This is a genomic window from Campylobacter sp. CNRCH_2014_2849, assembly GCF_025772845.1.
Classification (GTDB): domain Bacteria; phylum Campylobacterota; class Campylobacteria; order Campylobacterales; family Campylobacteraceae; genus Campylobacter_D; species Campylobacter_D lari_D.
The window spans coordinates 1-16,465 of sequence record NZ_JAKMSW010000015.1; the positions used below are offsets into that span (position 1 = coordinate 1).

18 protein-coding genes are annotated in these 16,465 nt (G+C 29.5%); 11 read left to right on the forward strand and 7 right to left on the reverse strand.

The genetic code is table 11. The annotated features are described in order from the left end of the window. Positions 1–27: 27 nt before the first annotated feature. From ychF to rpiB, 6 genes are read right to left on the reverse strand one after another with little or no spacing between them, the layout of a single operon-like run. Entirely contained in the window at positions 28–1,128 is a 1,101-nt protein-coding gene (gene ychF / locus L8X33_RS07890) for a redox-regulated ATPase YchF (protein WP_258109061.1), read from the reverse strand. After that, positions 1,125–2,576, reverse strand: a complete 1,452-nt coding sequence (locus L8X33_RS07895) for a leucyl aminopeptidase (protein WP_263670408.1) — start codon at positions 2,574–2,576, stop codon at positions 1,125–1,127. The genes ychF and L8X33_RS07895 overlap by 4 nt, the downstream gene beginning before the upstream one ends. Further along, a complete protein-coding gene (locus L8X33_RS07900; RefSeq protein ID WP_133318967.1) occupies positions 2,573–3,166 on the reverse strand; it encodes a DedA family protein in 594 nt (197 codons plus the stop codon). The genes L8X33_RS07895 and L8X33_RS07900 overlap by 4 nt, the downstream gene beginning before the upstream one ends. A 1-nt stretch (position 3,167) precedes the next feature. Beyond that, the gene (apt, locus tag L8X33_RS07905; RefSeq protein WP_412175234.1) at positions 3,168–3,707 is read right to left on the reverse strand and encodes an adenine phosphoribosyltransferase; all 540 of its coding nucleotides are present in this window, start codon (positions 3,705–3,707) and stop codon (positions 3,168–3,170) included. After that, positions 3,704–4,036 carry a hypothetical protein gene (locus L8X33_RS07910; protein WP_133318965.1) on the reverse strand — a complete coding sequence of 111 codons (333 nt, stop codon included), beginning with the start codon at positions 4,034–4,036 and terminating at the stop codon, positions 3,704–3,706. Before L8X33_RS07910 ends, apt begins: the two co-directional genes overlap by 4 nt. Continuing rightward, entirely contained in the window at positions 4,033–4,470 is a 438-nt protein-coding gene (gene rpiB, locus L8X33_RS07915) for a ribose 5-phosphate isomerase B (RefSeq protein WP_263660291.1), read from the reverse strand. The genes L8X33_RS07910 and rpiB overlap by 4 nt, the downstream gene beginning before the upstream one ends. Before the next feature lie 143 nt (positions 4,471–4,613). Here rpiB and L8X33_RS07920 point away from each other — a divergent pair, with 143 nt between their 5' ends. Both L8X33_RS07920 and L8X33_RS07925 read left to right on the forward strand, forming a co-directional pair. Further along, positions 4,614–5,165: a CheB methylesterase domain-containing protein gene (locus L8X33_RS07920; RefSeq protein ID WP_133318963.1), complete on the forward strand. Its 552-nt coding sequence runs from the start codon at positions 4,614–4,616 to the stop codon at positions 5,163–5,165. A 10-nt stretch (positions 5,166–5,175) separates the two neighbouring features. Beyond that, on the forward strand, positions 5,176–5,958 hold the full coding sequence (locus L8X33_RS07925) for a CheR family methyltransferase (RefSeq protein ID WP_263670410.1): 783 nt from the start codon (positions 5,176–5,178) through the stop codon (positions 5,956–5,958). On the opposite strand, the gene L8X33_RS07930 is transcribed toward L8X33_RS07925, so the two are convergent. Further along, complete coding sequence (locus L8X33_RS07930) at positions 5,955–7,148, reverse strand: MFS transporter (protein WP_133318961.1); 1,194 nt, start codon at positions 7,146–7,148, stop codon at positions 5,955–5,957. The two genes, L8X33_RS07925 and L8X33_RS07930, sit on opposite strands and share 4 nt — an antisense overlap. 105 nt (positions 7,149–7,253) lie before the next feature. On the opposite strand from L8X33_RS07930, the gene L8X33_RS07935 reads away from it, so the two are divergent. The 9 genes from L8X33_RS07935 to L8X33_RS07975 all read left to right on the forward strand — a co-directional run bounded on the left by L8X33_RS07935 (position 7,254) and on the right by L8X33_RS07975 (position 16,140). Then, positions 7,254–8,300, forward strand: a complete 1,047-nt coding sequence (locus L8X33_RS07935) for a dehypoxanthine futalosine cyclase (RefSeq protein ID WP_133318960.1) — start codon at positions 7,254–7,256, stop codon at positions 8,298–8,300. Further along, entirely contained in the window at positions 8,300–9,520 is a 1,221-nt protein-coding gene (locus tag L8X33_RS07940) for a M16 family metallopeptidase (protein ID WP_263670412.1), read from the forward strand. Before L8X33_RS07935 ends, L8X33_RS07940 begins: the two co-directional genes overlap by 1 nt. Beyond that, positions 9,510–11,333 (forward strand): ATP-dependent DNA helicase RecG, encoded by a 1,824-nt coding sequence (gene recG, locus L8X33_RS07945; RefSeq protein WP_263670413.1) that lies wholly within the window; start codon positions 9,510–9,512, stop codon positions 11,331–11,333. Before L8X33_RS07940 ends, recG begins: the two co-directional genes overlap by 11 nt. Beyond that, on the forward strand, positions 11,326–11,928 hold the full coding sequence (locus L8X33_RS07950; RefSeq protein ID WP_220567314.1) for a Crp/Fnr family transcriptional regulator: 603 nt from the start codon (positions 11,326–11,328) through the stop codon (positions 11,926–11,928). Before recG ends, L8X33_RS07950 begins: the two co-directional genes overlap by 8 nt. A gap of 44 nt (positions 11,929–11,972) precedes the next feature. Further along, positions 11,973–12,620, forward strand: a complete 648-nt coding sequence (locus L8X33_RS07955) for an amino acid ABC transporter permease (RefSeq protein WP_263670415.1) — start codon at positions 11,973–11,975, stop codon at positions 12,618–12,620. Further along, positions 12,613–13,272, forward strand: coding sequence for an amino acid ABC transporter permease (locus tag L8X33_RS07960; protein WP_263670416.1), 660 nt, complete (start codon positions 12,613–12,615; stop codon positions 13,270–13,272). The genes L8X33_RS07955 and L8X33_RS07960 overlap by 8 nt, the downstream gene beginning before the upstream one ends. A gap of 1 nt (position 13,273) precedes the next feature. Further along, positions 13,274–14,011 (forward strand): amino acid ABC transporter ATP-binding protein, encoded by a 738-nt coding sequence (locus L8X33_RS07965; protein ID WP_263666571.1) that lies wholly within the window; start codon positions 13,274–13,276, stop codon positions 14,009–14,011. 108 nt (positions 14,012–14,119) lie between these two features. Beyond that, positions 14,120–14,917, forward strand: coding sequence for a cysteine ABC transporter substrate-binding protein (locus tag L8X33_RS07970; protein WP_375154872.1), 798 nt, complete (start codon positions 14,120–14,122; stop codon positions 14,915–14,917). A gap of 2 nt (positions 14,918–14,919) precedes the next feature. After that, entirely contained in the window at positions 14,920–16,140 is a 1,221-nt protein-coding gene (locus tag L8X33_RS07975) for an MFS transporter (RefSeq protein WP_263670417.1), read from the forward strand. The last annotated feature ends 325 nt before the right edge of the window (positions 16,141–16,465 follow it).

Here is a 16,465-nt window from a genome sequence, read left to right on the forward strand (position 1 = left end):
GCAAGCTGTTTTAGCTTGCAATTGAAATTAAACATTAAATCTAAAATGCATTACATCGCCATCTTGTACGATATAATCTTTCCCTTCAAGGCGTAGTTTTCCTGCTTCTTTAGCACCACTTTCGCCTTTGCAAGCGATATAATCCTCATAAGAAATTACTTCAGCTTTGATAAAACCTTTTTCAAAGTCATTATGGATCACGCTTGCTGCTTTTGGTGCTTTCCAACCTCTTTGTATAGTCCATGATCTAACTTCTACTTGACCTGCTGTAAAATAGCTAATCAAGTTTAGCTTTGAAAATGCTGTGCGTATAACTACTTCAAGCCCGCTACTTTCTATACCTAAAGATTTTAAAAATTCATAATTTTCTTCATCGCTTAAAGCTATCATTTCTTCTTCTATTTTAGAGCAAAGTTTGATTACTTCATGGCCTGATTTTGCTGCAAATTCTTTAAGATCTTTTACAAATTCATTATCTTCTAAAAGCGAATTCTCATCTACATTTGCTCCATATATCACTTCTTTAGCTGAAAGCAATCTTAGTTCTTTTATAAGAGCATGATAGACTTCATTTTTATTAGCAAAAGAACTTGCACTGTTATTTTGATTTAAATGCTCTAAAAGCTCATTAGCTAAAGCTAAACTTTCTTTTGCGCCTTTTTCGTTAGCCTTTGCACCTTTAGTGAGTTTTTCTATTTTTTTACTAAGTTGCTCTATATCTGCTAGTATAAGTTCTGTTTCTATGATTTGCACATCACGCACAGGATCAACACTGCCCGCAACATGGGTAATATTTTCATCATCAAAACAACGCACAATATGTAAAATCATCTCTGTTTCGCGTATATTAGATAAAAATTTATTACCCAAACCCTCACCTTTGCTAGCTCCTGCTACTAAGCCTGCTATATCAACAAATTCTATATTTGAGCGTATAATTTTTTGTGGATTAACAATTTTTGCTAGTTCTTTTAAGCGATGATCAGGCACAGGTACCACTGCTTTGTTTGGTTCTATGGTGCAAAATGGATAGTTTGCACTTTCAGCATTTTGTGCTCTTGTTAGAGCGTTAAAAGTGGTAGATTTTCCAACATTTGGAAGTCCTACTATACCAACTGATAAACTCATTTTTGTTTCCTTGAAAGATAAAGTAAATATGAAAGGCACATTCTAACACCTGCTCCGGTTGCACCAAAATTATGATAACCCCAAGCTTTTCCTAAATAAGCTGGTCCTGCAATGTCTAAATGTAGCCATTTGTCTTTGTATTCTTCTCTAATGAAAGAATTTAAAAATAATCCCGCAGTAATGGCTCCGCCATAACGACTTGAAGAGGTATTACTAACATCTGCTATGTTTGATTTTATAAGCTCTTTTAAGTGCGGATTAAAATGTAAAATAGTAGCTAAATCTCCACTTTTTTTACTTATTTTATAAAATTCATTTTGCAAATCTTCATTATTTCCCATGATGGCACTTGTGTATTCTCCAAGTCCTACTACGCAAGCTCCAGTTAAAGTAGCAAGATCTATTAATAAATCAGGTTTTAGATCTTGAGCAAGTGAAAGACAATCTGCTAAAACTAATCTTCCTTCTGCGTCGGTATTTCTAACCTCTATACTCACACCTTCTCTTGAAATAAGCACATCATCAGGCTTGTAAGCATTTCCGCCTATCATGTTTTCAGTTGCGCCGATGATAGAATGAACTTCTATATCAAGGTTTAACTCACTTGCACCTTTGATAATAGCCATTGCAGCCGCACCACCGCTTTTATCTGATTTCATCGTTAACATGTAATCAGCAGGTTTTAAACTAAGTCCACCGCTATCATAAGTTAGCCCTTTACCTACAAACACTACTTTCATTTTTGGATTTTGTGGTTTATAAGAAAGATGAATGAGTTTTGGGGGATGAATTGAAGCACGATTTACTGCTAAAAATGCTTGCATTTTTTCTTGCTCTAAGAAATCGCTTTCATAAATTTTACATGAAATATTAGAATTATTTTGGCTTAGTTCAAGCGCATCTTCGGCCATTTTGGCAGGAGTGTAAATTTGTGGGATTTCATTAACGATATTTTTTGCAAAATCACAAGCATTTGAAAAAATTTGACCATAGTTTATACCTATGCAAGCTTCTTCTAGGTTGTATGTTTTATTATTAATTTCATCTTTTGCAATGAAGATATTTTCTAATTTGCTTGGTGTTTTTTCTTTTTTGTATTTGTTAAATTCATAAGCACCAAAAGTAAATCCTTGAATCATAGCATTAAAGCTATTTACTACACATTTTCCTATGACACTTTTTGTTTTTACGCTTTGAATTTCAAGTTTTTTTAAAGCTTTGTATGCATTTGCAAAAGCAAGCCTTATATCTTCATATTCTAAGCTTTTAAGTTCACTATAAAGAATTTTATTTTGCATATCTATGCAAATTCCTTCACCTTTATAACTTGAAAGCTTGAAAAGTTCTTGACTTTGAGTGTATTTTTCTATTTTTTTATCTTGTATTAAAATGATTTCAAAATCAGCATTTATAGAGCCGATATTTTCTTCTATAAAATTAAAAGTCATTTGCGAGTCCTTCTTGTAAGTATTGATTTTTCTATTTGTTTCATTCCTAAAAATAAAGCTAATAAAAAGCCAGCAATAATTGGCACTGCAAAATACCAATGATTTCCAGCCCATTCTACTGCAAGCCAAATTTCTTTTCCAAAAAACCATGCAAGTAAAATAGTTATAGCAGCCCAAGCCCACGCACTAATAAGATTAATAAAAGCAAATTTTTTAGCACTATAGCGAGTTAATCCTATACTCATAGGTATAATAGTTCTAAAACCATACATATATCTTTGTATGAAGATAATAGGCCAACCAAAACGCTGTAAAAGTAAGTGTGCTATGGCAAATTTACGCCTTTGGGTGCGAAGTTTTTTCTGAATGTATTTTTTGTTATATCTTCCTATATAAAAGTATATTTGATCGCCTACAAAGCCACCTAAGCCTGCTATAAAGATAATAAGTCCTAAATTTACATGGCCTTCATGTGCAAAAATACCTGCTAAAATAAGTGCAAGTTCTCCTTCAAGTATGCACCATAAAAACACAATAATATAAGCCCAATTTTTATAATCATACAAAAGTTGTTTTAAAAATTCTTCCATTTTATACCTCTAAAACACTATAAACAGAAGTTAATTTAGCTAATTCTTTAGCACCATCTAGATCTTTTAACTCTAGTAAAAAACAAGCTTCAACACATTTTGCATTGAGTTTTTCTATAAGTTTCACAGCAGCGATAGCTGTGCCACCTGTAGCGATAAGATCATCTATAAGTAAAACATTTGCTTTTTGATTATTAAAAGCATCGATATGAATTTCTATAGTATCACTGCCATATTCTAAACTATAAGATTCTTGTAAGCATTTTGAAGGTAGCTTTCCAGGTTTTCTTATAGGTACAAAAGGAAGTCTTAAACTAGCGCTCAAGGCAGCTCCAAAAATAAAACCTCTACTTTCTATACCAACGATATAATCAAGCTTTGCGTTTTGATATTTTTCAACTAAATGATCCATTAAAAACGCAAATGCTTCTTTGTTGTTTAATAAAGTAGTAATATCTCTAAAAACAATCCCTTCTTTTGGAAAGTCCTTAATAGCTCTAATGCTATCTAGTAAATATTTTTTATCTTGCTCTTTTATCATAATAATGCCTCTATTTTTGCTTCTAATTCTTTGATTCTTTGTCTTAGTTTTTCATTTTCAATACGATATTGTGAATTTCTTGTTCTAAGAGAGGTTAAGTCTGCTTTACTTTTGTTTAATTCTTCAGTTAAAATATCAATATTACCCAAACTTCTTTGAAGTTGTACTTGTAGTTTTCTAATAACAATTTCAGTATCATCAAGGTTGTTTTTTATAAATTCTTTTGCTACTTTTTCTTTATGAAGCAGGGTTTTATAATAAAGTAGCATAATAGTCATATAAATACTAATACAAATTAATACAGTTAATACAAGCCAACTTAAGATCATAATCTTTCCTCTATTTTGCTAATTCTTGTGCAATGTCTTCCGCCGCTAAAAGAAGTGTTGATAAAATTTGAGATAATTTCAAAAGCCATATCAACCCCTATTAATCTAGCTCCTAGCGCTAAAACATTTGCGTCATTGTGTTCTCTTGAAAGTTTAGCACTTAAAGATTCATTACACAAAGCACAGCGTATATTTTTATGACGATTTGCTGCTATACTCATACCAATTCCTGATCCGCATACTAAAATTCCAAAACTTTTTTCATTTATTTTAGAGCTTAATAAATGTGCATAATCAGGATAATCACAACGATCCTCACTAAAAGGACCTAAGTCTTCAAAAGTAATATTTTTTTCTTGTAAAAATTTAGTAATTTCTTGCTTTAAAATAAAACCAGCATGATCACTTGCAATATAAATTTTTTCTCTTAACATTTAACATTCACTTTATCATTTTTGAAATTTAAAGTATTAATTTTATCATATTTAATTAAAATTTTTCTTTCTTATATATAATTATTTTTTTATGTTTTCAAATATTTATTTGATATAATAACAATAATTATTTAAGGTAAAAAATGAAGCTTATACTAATTGGTTCTTCAACAGGTGGCCCAAGCCAACTAAAGTTTTTACTAAATGATGTAGAATTGAAAGATTGTGCAGTAGTGATTGCTCAGCATATGAATCCTGCGTTTATTCCTTCTTTTGTAAATCAATTTAACAAAGAAGCATTAAGCGAGGTGATTATACCAAGTGATAAGGAAGTTTTGAAAAATAAAATTTATATTTGTCAAAGAAATATGATTTTAAGTGGCAACAATACCTTAACATTAAATACTACAGATGAAACTAGTAGTTTTAATCCAGGGATTGATGTGCTATTTAATTCTGCTGTTAATCTTTGCAAATATCATAAAATTTTAGCTTTGATTATGACAGGAATGGGCGATGATGGTGCTAAGTCTTTGTTTGAACTTTATAAAGCAGGAGTAAGGTGTTTGTGCGAAAATGAGGCAGATTCTATAGTATATGGTATGCCAAAAAAAGCTAGAGATACTAATCCAAATTTAAAACCTATGAGTTTAATAGAACTCAAAAAAGAAATAACAAATTTCATCAAATCGTAGGACAAAAAAGATGATAAAGATTACAGAAAATGAAATGAATGATTTTGTAAAAATCGTAGAGCAAATAAGTGGAAATAACTTAAATGCGAAAAAGGATATATTATCTATTAAACTTCCTAAATTTTTACAAGAATTAGGCTTGAGCAGTCTTAGTGAATTAAATGAAAAAGTGCAGTTTCAAAGAAATTTAAAACAAGAAACTATGGATTTTATTACAGTTTGTGAGACTTATTTTTTTAGAGAATTAGAGCAATTAAAAGATGTGATTTTTTATATAAAATCTCTTGATCGCCCTATAAATGTGCTTTGCGCTCCATGTTCAAGCGGCGAAGAAGTGTATTCTTTAGCTATTTTAGCAAGTGAGAATTTTGTTAAAGGTATGAATATAGTTGGTATAGATATTAATAAAAAAATGATAGATAAATGTAATGAAATGATTTATTCAGAGCGTTCAGTATCTAGATTAAACACTATGCAAAAAACGCGTTATTTTGATGTAAAAGATAGAATGTATCATCTTAAAAAAGAAACCCTAGCTTGCAGATGCCGTTTTGATCTTTGTAATGTCTTTGATGATTCTTTATTTAAATTTGGAAAATTTGATGTAATTTTTTCAAGAAATATGATGATATATTTTGATCAAGATTTTAAAATAAGACTTATGGAGCGTTTTTATGGGATATTGAATAAAGAAGGTAGAATTTACCCAGGAAAGTCAGATCTTGTGCCTGAAACAGCTTATTTTGAAAAAAACTTTTCAGCAGGTGGAGTTTATTATTCTAAGGTGGATTAATTATATTTTTTATTAAACCACCACCAATAAATTGCTGCAAAGATAAAACATACTCCTAAGCCAAAAGTAAAATGACTTAGTTTTATTCCATAAAATTCAAATAAATATCCTGTTGAAAAAGCAATGATTGCGCTAAAGGTTAAATATACCATATCATTGTAAGCAATCACTCTGCCATAATATCTTTTGTCGCAATCATTTTGTAAAAGTGTATAGGTATAGCTCCATAAAGATGAAGTGCAAAAACCAGCCATTACCAAGCCTACAAAAGCAAGATAAAAGTTAAATTGCAAGCAAGCCCAAAGCATTATACCTACACCTTGCGCTAAGTATAAATATACCAAAGTGTTTTTATTAATATAAGGACTAAGCACATAAGGGCCTATAAGTAAAGATATGGCTCTTATGGCATTAGAAAGCCCTATGGCTAGAGGTATGGAAATAACTTTTGCGTATTCATATTCTGCTAAAAGAGTGATTAAAACATCATAAGCAGTTATCCCTACAACCCCATGAAGTAAAATCAAATGAATGATTTTTTTATTATTAAATACATAAACTAAGCCTTCTTTGATTAATATAAAAAGATTATTTTGTGTGGTATTTTTTTCATTAGGTAAAATCAAAGTTTTGAGTATAAGCATAGCACAAAATAGCATTAAAGTATCAGCTATAAAGGCTGGCTTTACTCCAAAAAGATCTATAAAAAGCCCTGCTGCACCCATACCCAAAGCATATGATACAGCCCATATGATACTATGAAGCTCATTGCCTAGTTTTAATTCTTGTGGGGTTAAAATTTTAGGTAAAACCGACATTTCTGTTTGAAAATACATACTTGCAACTGCCATACGAACAAAGGTTAAAAAGTATAACAACCAAAGCATGGCTAAAGAATTTACAAAAATTAACATAAAAATAGAAATCATCTCAATGCTAATCATTGTTAGCAATAAATTTTTAGGTTTAAATCTATCCACTATAACTCCATTTATAGGTGCAAGTATAATAGAAGGTAAAAAAACAAAAATAGCTGAAAAACCTATGATATTTGCAGGTGCACCGAGTTCTTTAGTTAAAAGAGTAAAAACACCTACTTGAGAAAACCACGCACCAAAATAACTTATAAATTGTACTATTGCTAAAAGGCGAAAAGTTTTATTATTTTTAAGTAAAGACCTATAAGTCATGAGTATCCTATGAATATATGAAATTAAAGGGCTTGATTATATCGTCTTTAAGATTATTTTACATTTAAATGTTATAATAATCCTTTTTTATAAAAAGGTTTAAGAATGAGTAGATTAAGTAAAAAAGAAGCGTTAAATTTGCTCCAAAATGCACCTTTATATGAACTAGGTGCAATGGCTTATGAGAGAAAATTAGAGCTTCATCCTGAAAAAATAACTACTTTTGTGGTAGATAGAAATATAAATTATACAAATATTTGCTGTATTGATTGTGATTTTTGTGCTTTTTGTAGAAAAGAAAAAGATGATGATTCTTATATTTTAAAATACGAAGAAATAGGGCAAAAAATAGAAGAATTGCAAGCCATAGGTGGAACGCAAATTTTATTTCAAGGCGGGGTACATCCAAAACTTAAAATAGAATGGTATGAAGATTTGCTTTCTTATATAAAAACTAATTATCCAACTATTACCGTGCATGGTTTTTCAGCAGTAGAGATAGCTTATATAGCAAGAGTTTCTAAAATTTCTATAGAAGAGGTTTTAAAAAGATTACAAGTCAAAGGACTTTTTTCTATACCTGGAGCGGGTGCTGAAGTATTAAGCGATAGGGTGAGAGATATTATAGCACCACACAAATGTGACACAGCTACTTGGCTTAGGGTACATGAGAGTGCGCATAATATAGGTATGAAAAGTACTGCTACAATGATGTTTGGTACGGTTGAAAATGATGAGGAGATCATCGAACATTTTGATCATTTAAGAAATTTGCAAGATAAAACAAATGGCTTTAGAGCTTTTATTTTATGGTCATTTCAAAGTGAAAATACTCCTTTAATCAAAAAACACCCTGAAATCATCAAGCAAAGCTCTAATAGATATTTAAGATTGCTAGCTTTGGCAAGATTATATTTGGATAATTTTAAAAATTTACAAAGTTCATGGGTAACGCAAGGCTCTTTAATAGGCCAACTTGCTTTAAAATTTGGTGCAAATGATTTAGGTTCAACTATGATGGAAGAAAATGTTGTAGCCGCAGCTGGTGCAAAATATAGAATGAATCAAGAACAAATGATAGAACTTATTAAAGATATAGGGGAATTACCTGCCAAACGCGATACAGCTTATAATATTTTAGAAAGGTTTTAATGTTAAATTTAGACTTTAATGAAACTAAAATAGACATAATATATGAGTATGAAAATGAGCTTCCTGTAGTATTTTTTAAGCTCATTTTTAAAAATAGTGGAAAAATAGCAGAAAAACACAATAGAGGTTGTGCAAGTATGCTTGCTAGGCTTTTAAATGAAGGAAGTAATGATGAGTTTTTTAAAAGCTTAGAATACCGTGCTATAGAGCTTTATGCTAAGGCTAGTTTTGAACATTTTCAAATTAGTATTAAATGCTTGAAAGAACATTTTGATTTTGCTTTAGAAAAATTACAAGAATTATTTTTAAATGTGCGTTTTGATGAAAAAATCTTACAAAGATTAAAAACTTTAGCTTTGGGTGAACTTGCAAGTTTAAATACTGATTATGATTATCAAGCAAAAAGACTTTTGAATAAGAATGTTTTTAAAGATGAAATTTTTGCTAGTGGTCTTGATGGGACTAAAGAAAGCATAGAAAAGATTAGTTTAAAAGAATTACAAGATTTTATGAGTGAAAATTTAGTACTTGATAATGCTTTATTTGTTTTTGGTGGAGATATTAAAGAAGATGAAGTAAAGATTAAAGTAGAAAAAATTTGCCAAATTCTAAAAAGAAATGCCCCAAATCAAAACAAAAGCTACAAGCTCGTTGATGAGAGTATAGAAGTAAGTGAGCAAAAAAGCACTGAGCAAGCTTATATATACTTTTGCTCTCCATTTAATATACAAATTAATGATGAGAAAATGTATTTAGCTAAACTTGCTTTGTTTATTTTAGGTCAAGGTGGTTTTGGTTCGCGTTTGATGGAAGAAGTGCGTGTAAAAAGAGGCTTGGCGTATTCAGCATATGCTATGCTTGATGTAAATTTAAATTATAGTAGAGTTTTTGGGTATTTGCAAACTAAAAATGAAAGTTCTAATGAGGCTAAAGCTTTAGTTAAGGAAGTTTTTGAAAACTTTGTCCAAAATGGAGTCAATGAAAAAGAATTTCAACTAGCTAAACAATTTTTAGTAGGCTCTATGCCTTTAAGGTATGAAAATTTGGCTAAAAGACTAGATATAATGCTAAATGAATATTTGCATGGTTTAAAACTTGGAAATTTAAAAGAAGAAATGCAAAAGATTAAAAACACTAATTTAGATGAGTTAAATGACTTTATCAAAGCACATAGTGAAATTACCAAAGTGAGTTTTGCAAGCATAGAAAATGAAAGTTGAAGAAAAGGACTTAAAACTACTTCATGCTTTAGGGGTTAAAAATTGTATCGATTTGGCTTTGATTTTACCTAAAAAATTTGATGATTTTAGAATTTCAAAGTTTCCAAAAGATACATTTTGCACTCAAAATGTAAAAATTATTAGCACACAAAATCATCACTCCCAGCTTTTTATACTTTGTGAATGTTTAGAATGGGGTATAAAAGCAAATATAGTAATTTTTCATCCTAATAAATGGCATTTTAAAATTTTTAAACATAATGCTTTGGTTTGTATCCATGCAAAGATGAATTTTTTTAATGGAATTTGGCAGTTTATAAACCCAAAAATAGTAAAAAACATAGGTCAAATAATCCCTAAATACCAAATTATCTCTATTAAAGATGAAAGCATCAAAAAGCTTATTTTAAAATATGTCAATGAAGCTAATTTAAAAGCGCTAAATTTAGAACAAAAATATATCAATTTACTTTTGAATTTACACAATTATGATGATTTAATTCTTTATGAAAATTTTAATGCCATAGTTAAAGATTTAAAATATATAGAAATTTTTAATCATTTAAGGCGTTTAAAGGGTAAAAAAATATCACAAAATGCTTATGAAATAGAACTTTTTGATATAAGCTCTTGGCTTAAAGGTTTAGAATTTAGCCCTACAAATGATCAGCTTTTAGCAATAGAAGATATTAAAAAAGATTTGCAAAATAAAGTCGCTAAAAGGCGTGTGGTAATGGGTGATGTGGGTTGTGGTAAGACTTTGGTCATACTTGCTGCAAGTTTGCTAGTATATCCTAAAAAGGCTATTTTAATGGCTCCAACTAGTATATTAGCAGAGCAAATTTATCATGAAGCAAAAAGACTTTTTCCTGATTTTGTTAATGTATTGCTTTTAAAGGGTGGTAAAAAAGATAAAGATTTAGCAAAATTAAAAGAACAAGCCCATTTTATCATAGGTACACATGCGCTCATTCATCAAGAAGAATTTGAAGCAGTTTTAGTGATGATAGATGAGCAACATCGCTTTGGCTCTAATCAAAGACAAAAAATAAGTGAGCTTAGTAAAAACTCTCAATATGCTCCACATATCGTGCAATTTTCTGCTACACCTATACCAAGAACACTTTCTATGATACAAAGTGAGCTTGTAAATTTTAGTTTTATTAAACAAATGCCTTTTAAAAAAGACATTAAAACTTTTTGCATACAAGATAAAGATTTTAAATATTTGCTTAAAAAAATCGACGATGAACTAGCTAAAAATCATCAAGTAATCATCATTTATCCTTTGGTAAATGAAAGTGAAAATATAGATTATTTATCGCTAGAACAAGCACAAGGGTATTGGATAAACAAATACAAAAATGTTTATGTGACTCATGGAAAAGATAAAAATAAAGATCAAATTTTGCAAGAATTTAGAGAAAAAGGCACGATTTTACTTTCTACGACCGTGGTTGAAGTGGGAATTTCTTTACCAAGACTAAGCGTGATTGTAGTTGTTGGGGCTGAAAGACTTGGGCTTGCTACCTTACATCAGCTTCGAGGTAGGGTAGGTAGAGTAGGGCTTGAGAGCTTTTGTTATTTATATACTAAGCAAAAAGAAATTCCAAGTCGTTTGCTTGAATTTGCTAAAACTTTAGATGGGTTTAAAATAGCTGAGCTTGATTTAAAAAACAGGTTAAGTGGGGATTTACTAGATGGTAGAGTGCAACATGGAAATCACTTTAAATTTTTTGATTTTGCAGATGATGAAGAGCTGGTTTTAAAAGCAAAAGAAAGTATTAAAAATATGGAAGAAAAAAATGGATAAACATTTTGAAATTTTGATTTCAAAGGGCGAAAAGAAGTATTTTAAGAAAGGAAATATTTTATTTTTTCAAGGTGAAAAAGCAAATAAAATTTACATTTTACTAAGTGGAAAAGTGCGTATATATAAGGTGAATGTAAAAGGTTTTGAGCTAACACTACATACTCTAACTCCGGTAAATTTTATAGCTGAAATGCCTGTGTTTGAGGGTATTGATTACCCAGCCAATGCAATTTGTGAGCAAGATTGTGAAATTTGTGTTTTTGATTTTAATGAATTTAAAAAATTATGCTTAGAAAATGGAGAATTTAGTTTTTTACTTTTGACTTCTTTAATCGGTAAAATTCGAATTTTAGAAAATTTTATCAGACAAAAATCTTTGGATTTAAAGTCAAGATTAGTCAGCTTTTTACTAGAAAATGAAGAAAAGCTACAAAATTTAAAACAAAAAGAAATCGCTGTGATTTTAAATTTACCCCCAGAATCTTTGTCGCGTTTTTTAAAAGAATTAAAACAAAATGAGCTTATTTGCACAAATAAAGGTAAAATAGTAATTTTAAATAAAGAAAAAATGCAAAATTTAATTAAGTCTTTTTAAGTCTTATTTGTTACAATATTATATTTTAAAGTATGGATGGTTTCATGGATTTTGATTTTTTAGTCAAGTTTAGCCCTATGTTTATACAAGCTTCTTGGCTTACATTAAAACTTGCTATTTATGGGGTGTTTTTTTCATTTTTAGTAGGTTTATTTTGTGTGGGAGTGAGTTATTTTAAATTTTCCTTTTTAAACACAATTTGTAAAATTTATATAGAATTTTCAAGAAACACACCTTTGTTAATCCAACTTTTCTTTTTATATTATGCTTTACCTGAATTTGGAATTCAACTTAGCTCTTTTACTTGTGCTGTGATAGGACTTAGTTTTTTAGGTGGTTCTTATATGGCTGAAAGTTTAAGAGCGGGTATGGAAGCGGTTAAAAAACAACAATATGAATCAGGACTTTCTTTGGGTTTGAGCAAATGGCAAAATTTCCGTTATATTATTATGCCTCAAGCTTTGGGTATAGCTATGCCAAGCATTAGTGCAAATATCATTTTTTTACTTAAAGAAACTTCTGTAGTAAGCATTATTGCTTTAGCAGATTTAGTATATGTGGCTAAAGATCTTATAGGGCTTTATTATAAAAGTAACGAAGCATTATTTGCTTTGGTGCTTTGTTATTTGATCTTGATTTTACCTTTATCTTTAGTGTTAAACCGTATAGAAAAAAGGTTAAATTATGTTTGAAATTTTAAATCAAGATACCTTTTTTAGACTAGCGCAAGGTTTAAAGGTTACTTTAGAGCTTTCATTGATTAGCGTTTTGATTTCACTCATAGGAGGAGTTTTTTTTGGAATTTTAATGCATTCTAAAAACAAATTCCTTTATGTTTTTTGTCGTTTTATGCTTGAGTTTGTGCGTATTATGCCTTTGATTGTTTGGCTTTTTATAGTGCATTTTGGCTTGGCGAAATGGTTTGGATGGCATTTGAGTGCTTTGGGTTCAAGTATTATTGTTTTTAGTATTTGGGGTGTATTTGAGATGATGGATTTGGTTAGATCATCTTTAGCAAGTATACCAAAACATCAGTATGAGTCAGGACTTTCACTAGGTTTTAATAAATTTGAAGTTTATCTTTTTATCATTATACCTTTATCTTTGAGAAGATTATTGCCAATGGGTATTAATCTTTTTACAAGAATTATTAAAAGCACTTCAGTGATTTATCTAATCGGCGGTATAGAGCTTATTAAAGTAGGTCAACAAGTGATTGAGCTTAATTTATTTCAAAATTCTTACGCGGCTTTTGTGATTTATGGTTTGATTTTATTGATTTATTTTATACTTTGTTATCCTTTGTCAGTATATTCAAAGTTTTTAGAGAAAAAATGGAGTTAATATGAGCATTTTAAAAATACAAAATTTACAAAAATATTATGATGATCATCATGTTTTAAAAGATATTAATTTAGAAGTAAATCAAAAAGAAGTAGTGGTTATACTAGGTCCAAGTGGTTGTGGGAAATCTACACTTTTAAGATGTATTAATGGCTTAGAAGAAATGGCTGATGGAGCTATTTTAGTAGATGATGAGAAAATTGATAAAAATTATAAAAAATGGACTCAAATTCGTCAAAAAATAGGTATGGTGTTTCAATCTTATGAGCTTTTTGATCATTTAAATGTTGAGCAAAATATACTTTTAGGACCTTTAAAGGTGCAAAAAAGAAAAAAAGAAGAGGTTTTAGAAGAAACAAAATACTGGCTTGATAGAGTAGGACTTTTGCATAAAATAAAAGCTTATCCTAAAGAATTAAGCGGTGGACAAAAGCAACGCATAGCCATAGTTAGAAGTCTTTGTATGAACCCTGAAATCATGCTTTTTGATGAAGTTACAGCAGCACTTGATCCTGAAATCGTGCGTGAAGTTTTAGATGTGATTTTAAATTTGGCAAAAGATGGTATGACTATGCTTATAGTTACACATGAAATGGGTTTTGCAAGAGCAGTTGCTGATAAAATAGTTTTTATGGATGATGGTAAAATAGTAGAAATTTCAAATCCTGATGAATTTTTTGAAAATCCAAAGACAGATCGTGCGAAAAAATTTCTCAATTTGTTTGATTTTCATCGTTAATTTTATTTTTTTAAAATATTTATTTAAAAAAATAATATAAGGTTTAAAAATTTAAATTTTTAATCATAAGGATAAAACATGAAAAAAATTTTTCTTTTATCATTTTTGATGGCACTTTTTTTTAGTGCATGCTCAAATTCAAGCTCTAATGAAAATTCCATAGAGAAAATCAAACAGCAAGGTGTAATCCGTATAGGTGTATTTGGCGATAAACCTCCGTTTGGTTACCTAGACGCACAAGGGAAAAATCAAGGTTATGATGTATATTTTGCTAAACGCATAGCAAAAGAGCTTTTAGGAGATGAGTCTAAAGTGCAATTTGTACTTGTTGAAGCAGCAAATAGAGTAGAATTTTTAGAATCAAATAAAGTAGATTTAATCTTAGCAAATTTTACAAAAACCCCAGAAAGAGAAGCTGTGGTTGATTTTGCATTACCTTATATGAAAGTTGCTCTTGGGGTGGTGGCTCCTAAAGGATCAGATATTGAAACTTTAGATGATTTAAAAAATAAAACTTTAATTTTAAATAAAGGCACAACAGCTGATGCGTATTTTACAAAAAATATGCCAGATATTAAAACGATTAAATTTGATCAAAATACAGAAACTTTTGCAGCTTTAATTGGTAAAAGAGGTGATGCGTTAAGTCATGATAATGCATTGCTTTTTGCTTGGGCTAAAGAAAATCCAAATTTTGAAGTAGTGATTAAAGAACTTGGAAATCATGATGTTATAGCTCCTGCTGTAAAAAAAGGTGACGAAGCTATGTTAAATTTTATCAATGATTTGATTTTAAAATTACAAAATGAACAATTTTTCCACAAAGCTTATGATGAAACTTTAAAGCCATTTTTTAGCGATGATATAAAAGCTGATGATGTAGTAATCGAAGGTGGCAAAATTTAATAATGCAAAAAGCTTTTAAAAATACCATCTATGCTTCCTTAGGTGGTATTTTAGAATTTTATGATTTTGTTTTATTTATCTTCTTTGCAAGTGTTTTTGCAAAAATTTTCTTTCCTCAAAATGATGATTTTTGGCCATTAATCTATACTTATGTAGCCTTTGGGGCAGGGTATTTAGCCAGACCTTTTGGTGCTGTTGTTTTAGCGCATTTTGCAGATATAAAAGGGCGTAAGAATGTTTTTTATATTAGCATGCTTTTAATGGTTGTACCAAGTTTTGTTTTGGCCTTTTTACCTACTTATGAAAGCATAGGGCTTTTGGCTACTTTTATGCTTTTTGTTATTAGGATAGCCCAAGGATTAGCTATAGGAGCTGAAGTTAGTGGTGCTTGGATTTTTGTGAGTGAATTTGTGAGTAAAAAAAGACTTGGTTTGGCACTTGGTTTTATTTCAGCGACTTTGACTTTAGGTTTATTGCTTGGAAATTTAGCGACTTTGACTATATATGCGTATTTTGATAAAGAAGAAGTAGAAAGCTTTGCTTGGAGAATTCCTTTTTTTATAGGAGGATTTTTTGGTATATTGGCTTTATTTTTACGCACGAAATTGAATGAAACACCAGCTTTTAAAAATATAAAAGCAAAAGAAAAAATTTTAAATTTCCCACTTTTGCAGGCTTTAAAAACACATAAAAAAAGTATGTTAATATGCGCTTTACTTACTGTGGTTTTAACAAGTGGGGTGGCTACTTTAATGATACTGCCACAATATTTTGAAAGCTTATTAGGAGTTAGTAAAACTACTGCTTTGTTATATCAAAATTTGGCCATAGTGATGATCATACTAGGAAGTTTAGCGCAAGGATATTTAGCAGATTTTTTAGGACATTTTAAAATTTGTTTGATTTTTACTTTACTTTTTGGAATTTTTGGTATAGCTTTTAGCTTTTATAATGAGTGGTTTTTGTTATTTTATTTGCTTGCTTGTTTTGCACAAGGTATTATAGCTTTTGCTCCTATTTTTATGACTCAAATTTTTACCACAGAGTTAAGATCGAGTGGTCTTTCTTTTGCTTATAATATTTCTTATGCGATTTTGGGTTTTATAACCCCTTTTATTGTTAATTTTGTATATAAGGAGTATTTTTATATTTATATTATTTTTATAATTATTGCTAGTTTGCTAAGTATATTTTTAGTAAAAAGCTCTTTTAAAAATTTATAACATTTTTTATTTAAACTTCTATTTTTCAATACATTCAAACTTTTATAATATCTTCTTATTATACTAATATTTTATTATTATTTATAATTAAGCTTAAATTTATAAACATAGTGTTAATATTGCTTTGCTGTTGAAAAGTTGTTTGTAATTTATACTAAAAAAAACATAAAGATAATATTGATGCAGTATCTATAAATATATACAAAAAAAGGATTTACATGTTAAGATTTTTATCCAAAAATCACCTCACGGGGGGGGGGATACGATAATTTTCGTTTTAACTCAAATACTTTAAACCCTTTAAAAAACTATAAAAACTTTAATC

Coding starts and splice junctions, on each gene's coding strand:
- L8X33_RS07970 (WP_375154872.1), top strand. CDS start 14,120: ATGGCACTTTTTTTTAGTGCATGCTCAAATTCAAGCTCTAATGAAAAT.
- apt (WP_412175234.1), bottom strand. CDS start 3,707: ATGATAAAAGAGCAAGATAAAAAATATTTACTAGATAGCATTAGAGCT.
- L8X33_RS07975 (WP_263670417.1), top strand. CDS start 14,920: ATGCAAAAAGCTTTTAAAAATACCATCTATGCTTCCTTAGGTGGTATT.
- L8X33_RS07965 (WP_263666571.1), top strand. CDS start 13,274: ATGAGCATTTTAAAAATACAAAATTTACAAAAATATTATGATGATCAT.
- L8X33_RS07900 (WP_133318967.1), bottom strand. CDS start 3,166: ATGGAAGAATTTTTAAAACAACTTTTGTATGATTATAAAAATTGGGCT.
- L8X33_RS07955 (WP_263670415.1), top strand. CDS start 11,973: ATGGATTTTGATTTTTTAGTCAAGTTTAGCCCTATGTTTATACAAGCT.
- L8X33_RS07950 (WP_220567314.1), top strand. CDS start 11,326: ATGGATAAACATTTTGAAATTTTGATTTCAAAGGGCGAAAAGAAGTAT.
- recG (WP_263670413.1), top strand. CDS start 9,510: ATGAAAGTTGAAGAAAAGGACTTAAAACTACTTCATGCTTTAGGGGTT.
- L8X33_RS07910 (WP_133318965.1), bottom strand. CDS start 4,036: ATGATCTTAAGTTGGCTTGTATTAACTGTATTAATTTGTATTAGTATT.
- rpiB (WP_263660291.1), bottom strand. CDS start 4,470: ATGTTAAGAGAAAAAATTTATATTGCAAGTGATCATGCTGGTTTTATT.
- L8X33_RS07935 (WP_133318960.1), top strand. CDS start 7,254: ATGAGTAGATTAAGTAAAAAAGAAGCGTTAAATTTGCTCCAAAATGCA.
- ychF (WP_258109061.1), bottom strand. CDS start 1,128: ATGAGTTTATCAGTTGGTATAGTAGGACTTCCAAATGTTGGAAAATCT.
- L8X33_RS07940 (WP_263670412.1), top strand. CDS start 8,300: ATGTTAAATTTAGACTTTAATGAAACTAAAATAGACATAATATATGAG.
- L8X33_RS07930 (WP_133318961.1), bottom strand. CDS start 7,148: ATGACTTATAGGTCTTTACTTAAAAATAATAAAACTTTTCGCCTTTTA.
- L8X33_RS07925 (WP_263670410.1), top strand. CDS start 5,176: ATGATAAAGATTACAGAAAATGAAATGAATGATTTTGTAAAAATCGTA.
- L8X33_RS07895 (WP_263670408.1), bottom strand. CDS start 2,576: ATGACTTTTAATTTTATAGAAGAAAATATCGGCTCTATAAATGCTGAT.
- L8X33_RS07920 (WP_133318963.1), top strand. CDS start 4,614: ATGAAGCTTATACTAATTGGTTCTTCAACAGGTGGCCCAAGCCAACTA.
- L8X33_RS07960 (WP_263670416.1), top strand. CDS start 12,613: ATGTTTGAAATTTTAAATCAAGATACCTTTTTTAGACTAGCGCAAGGT.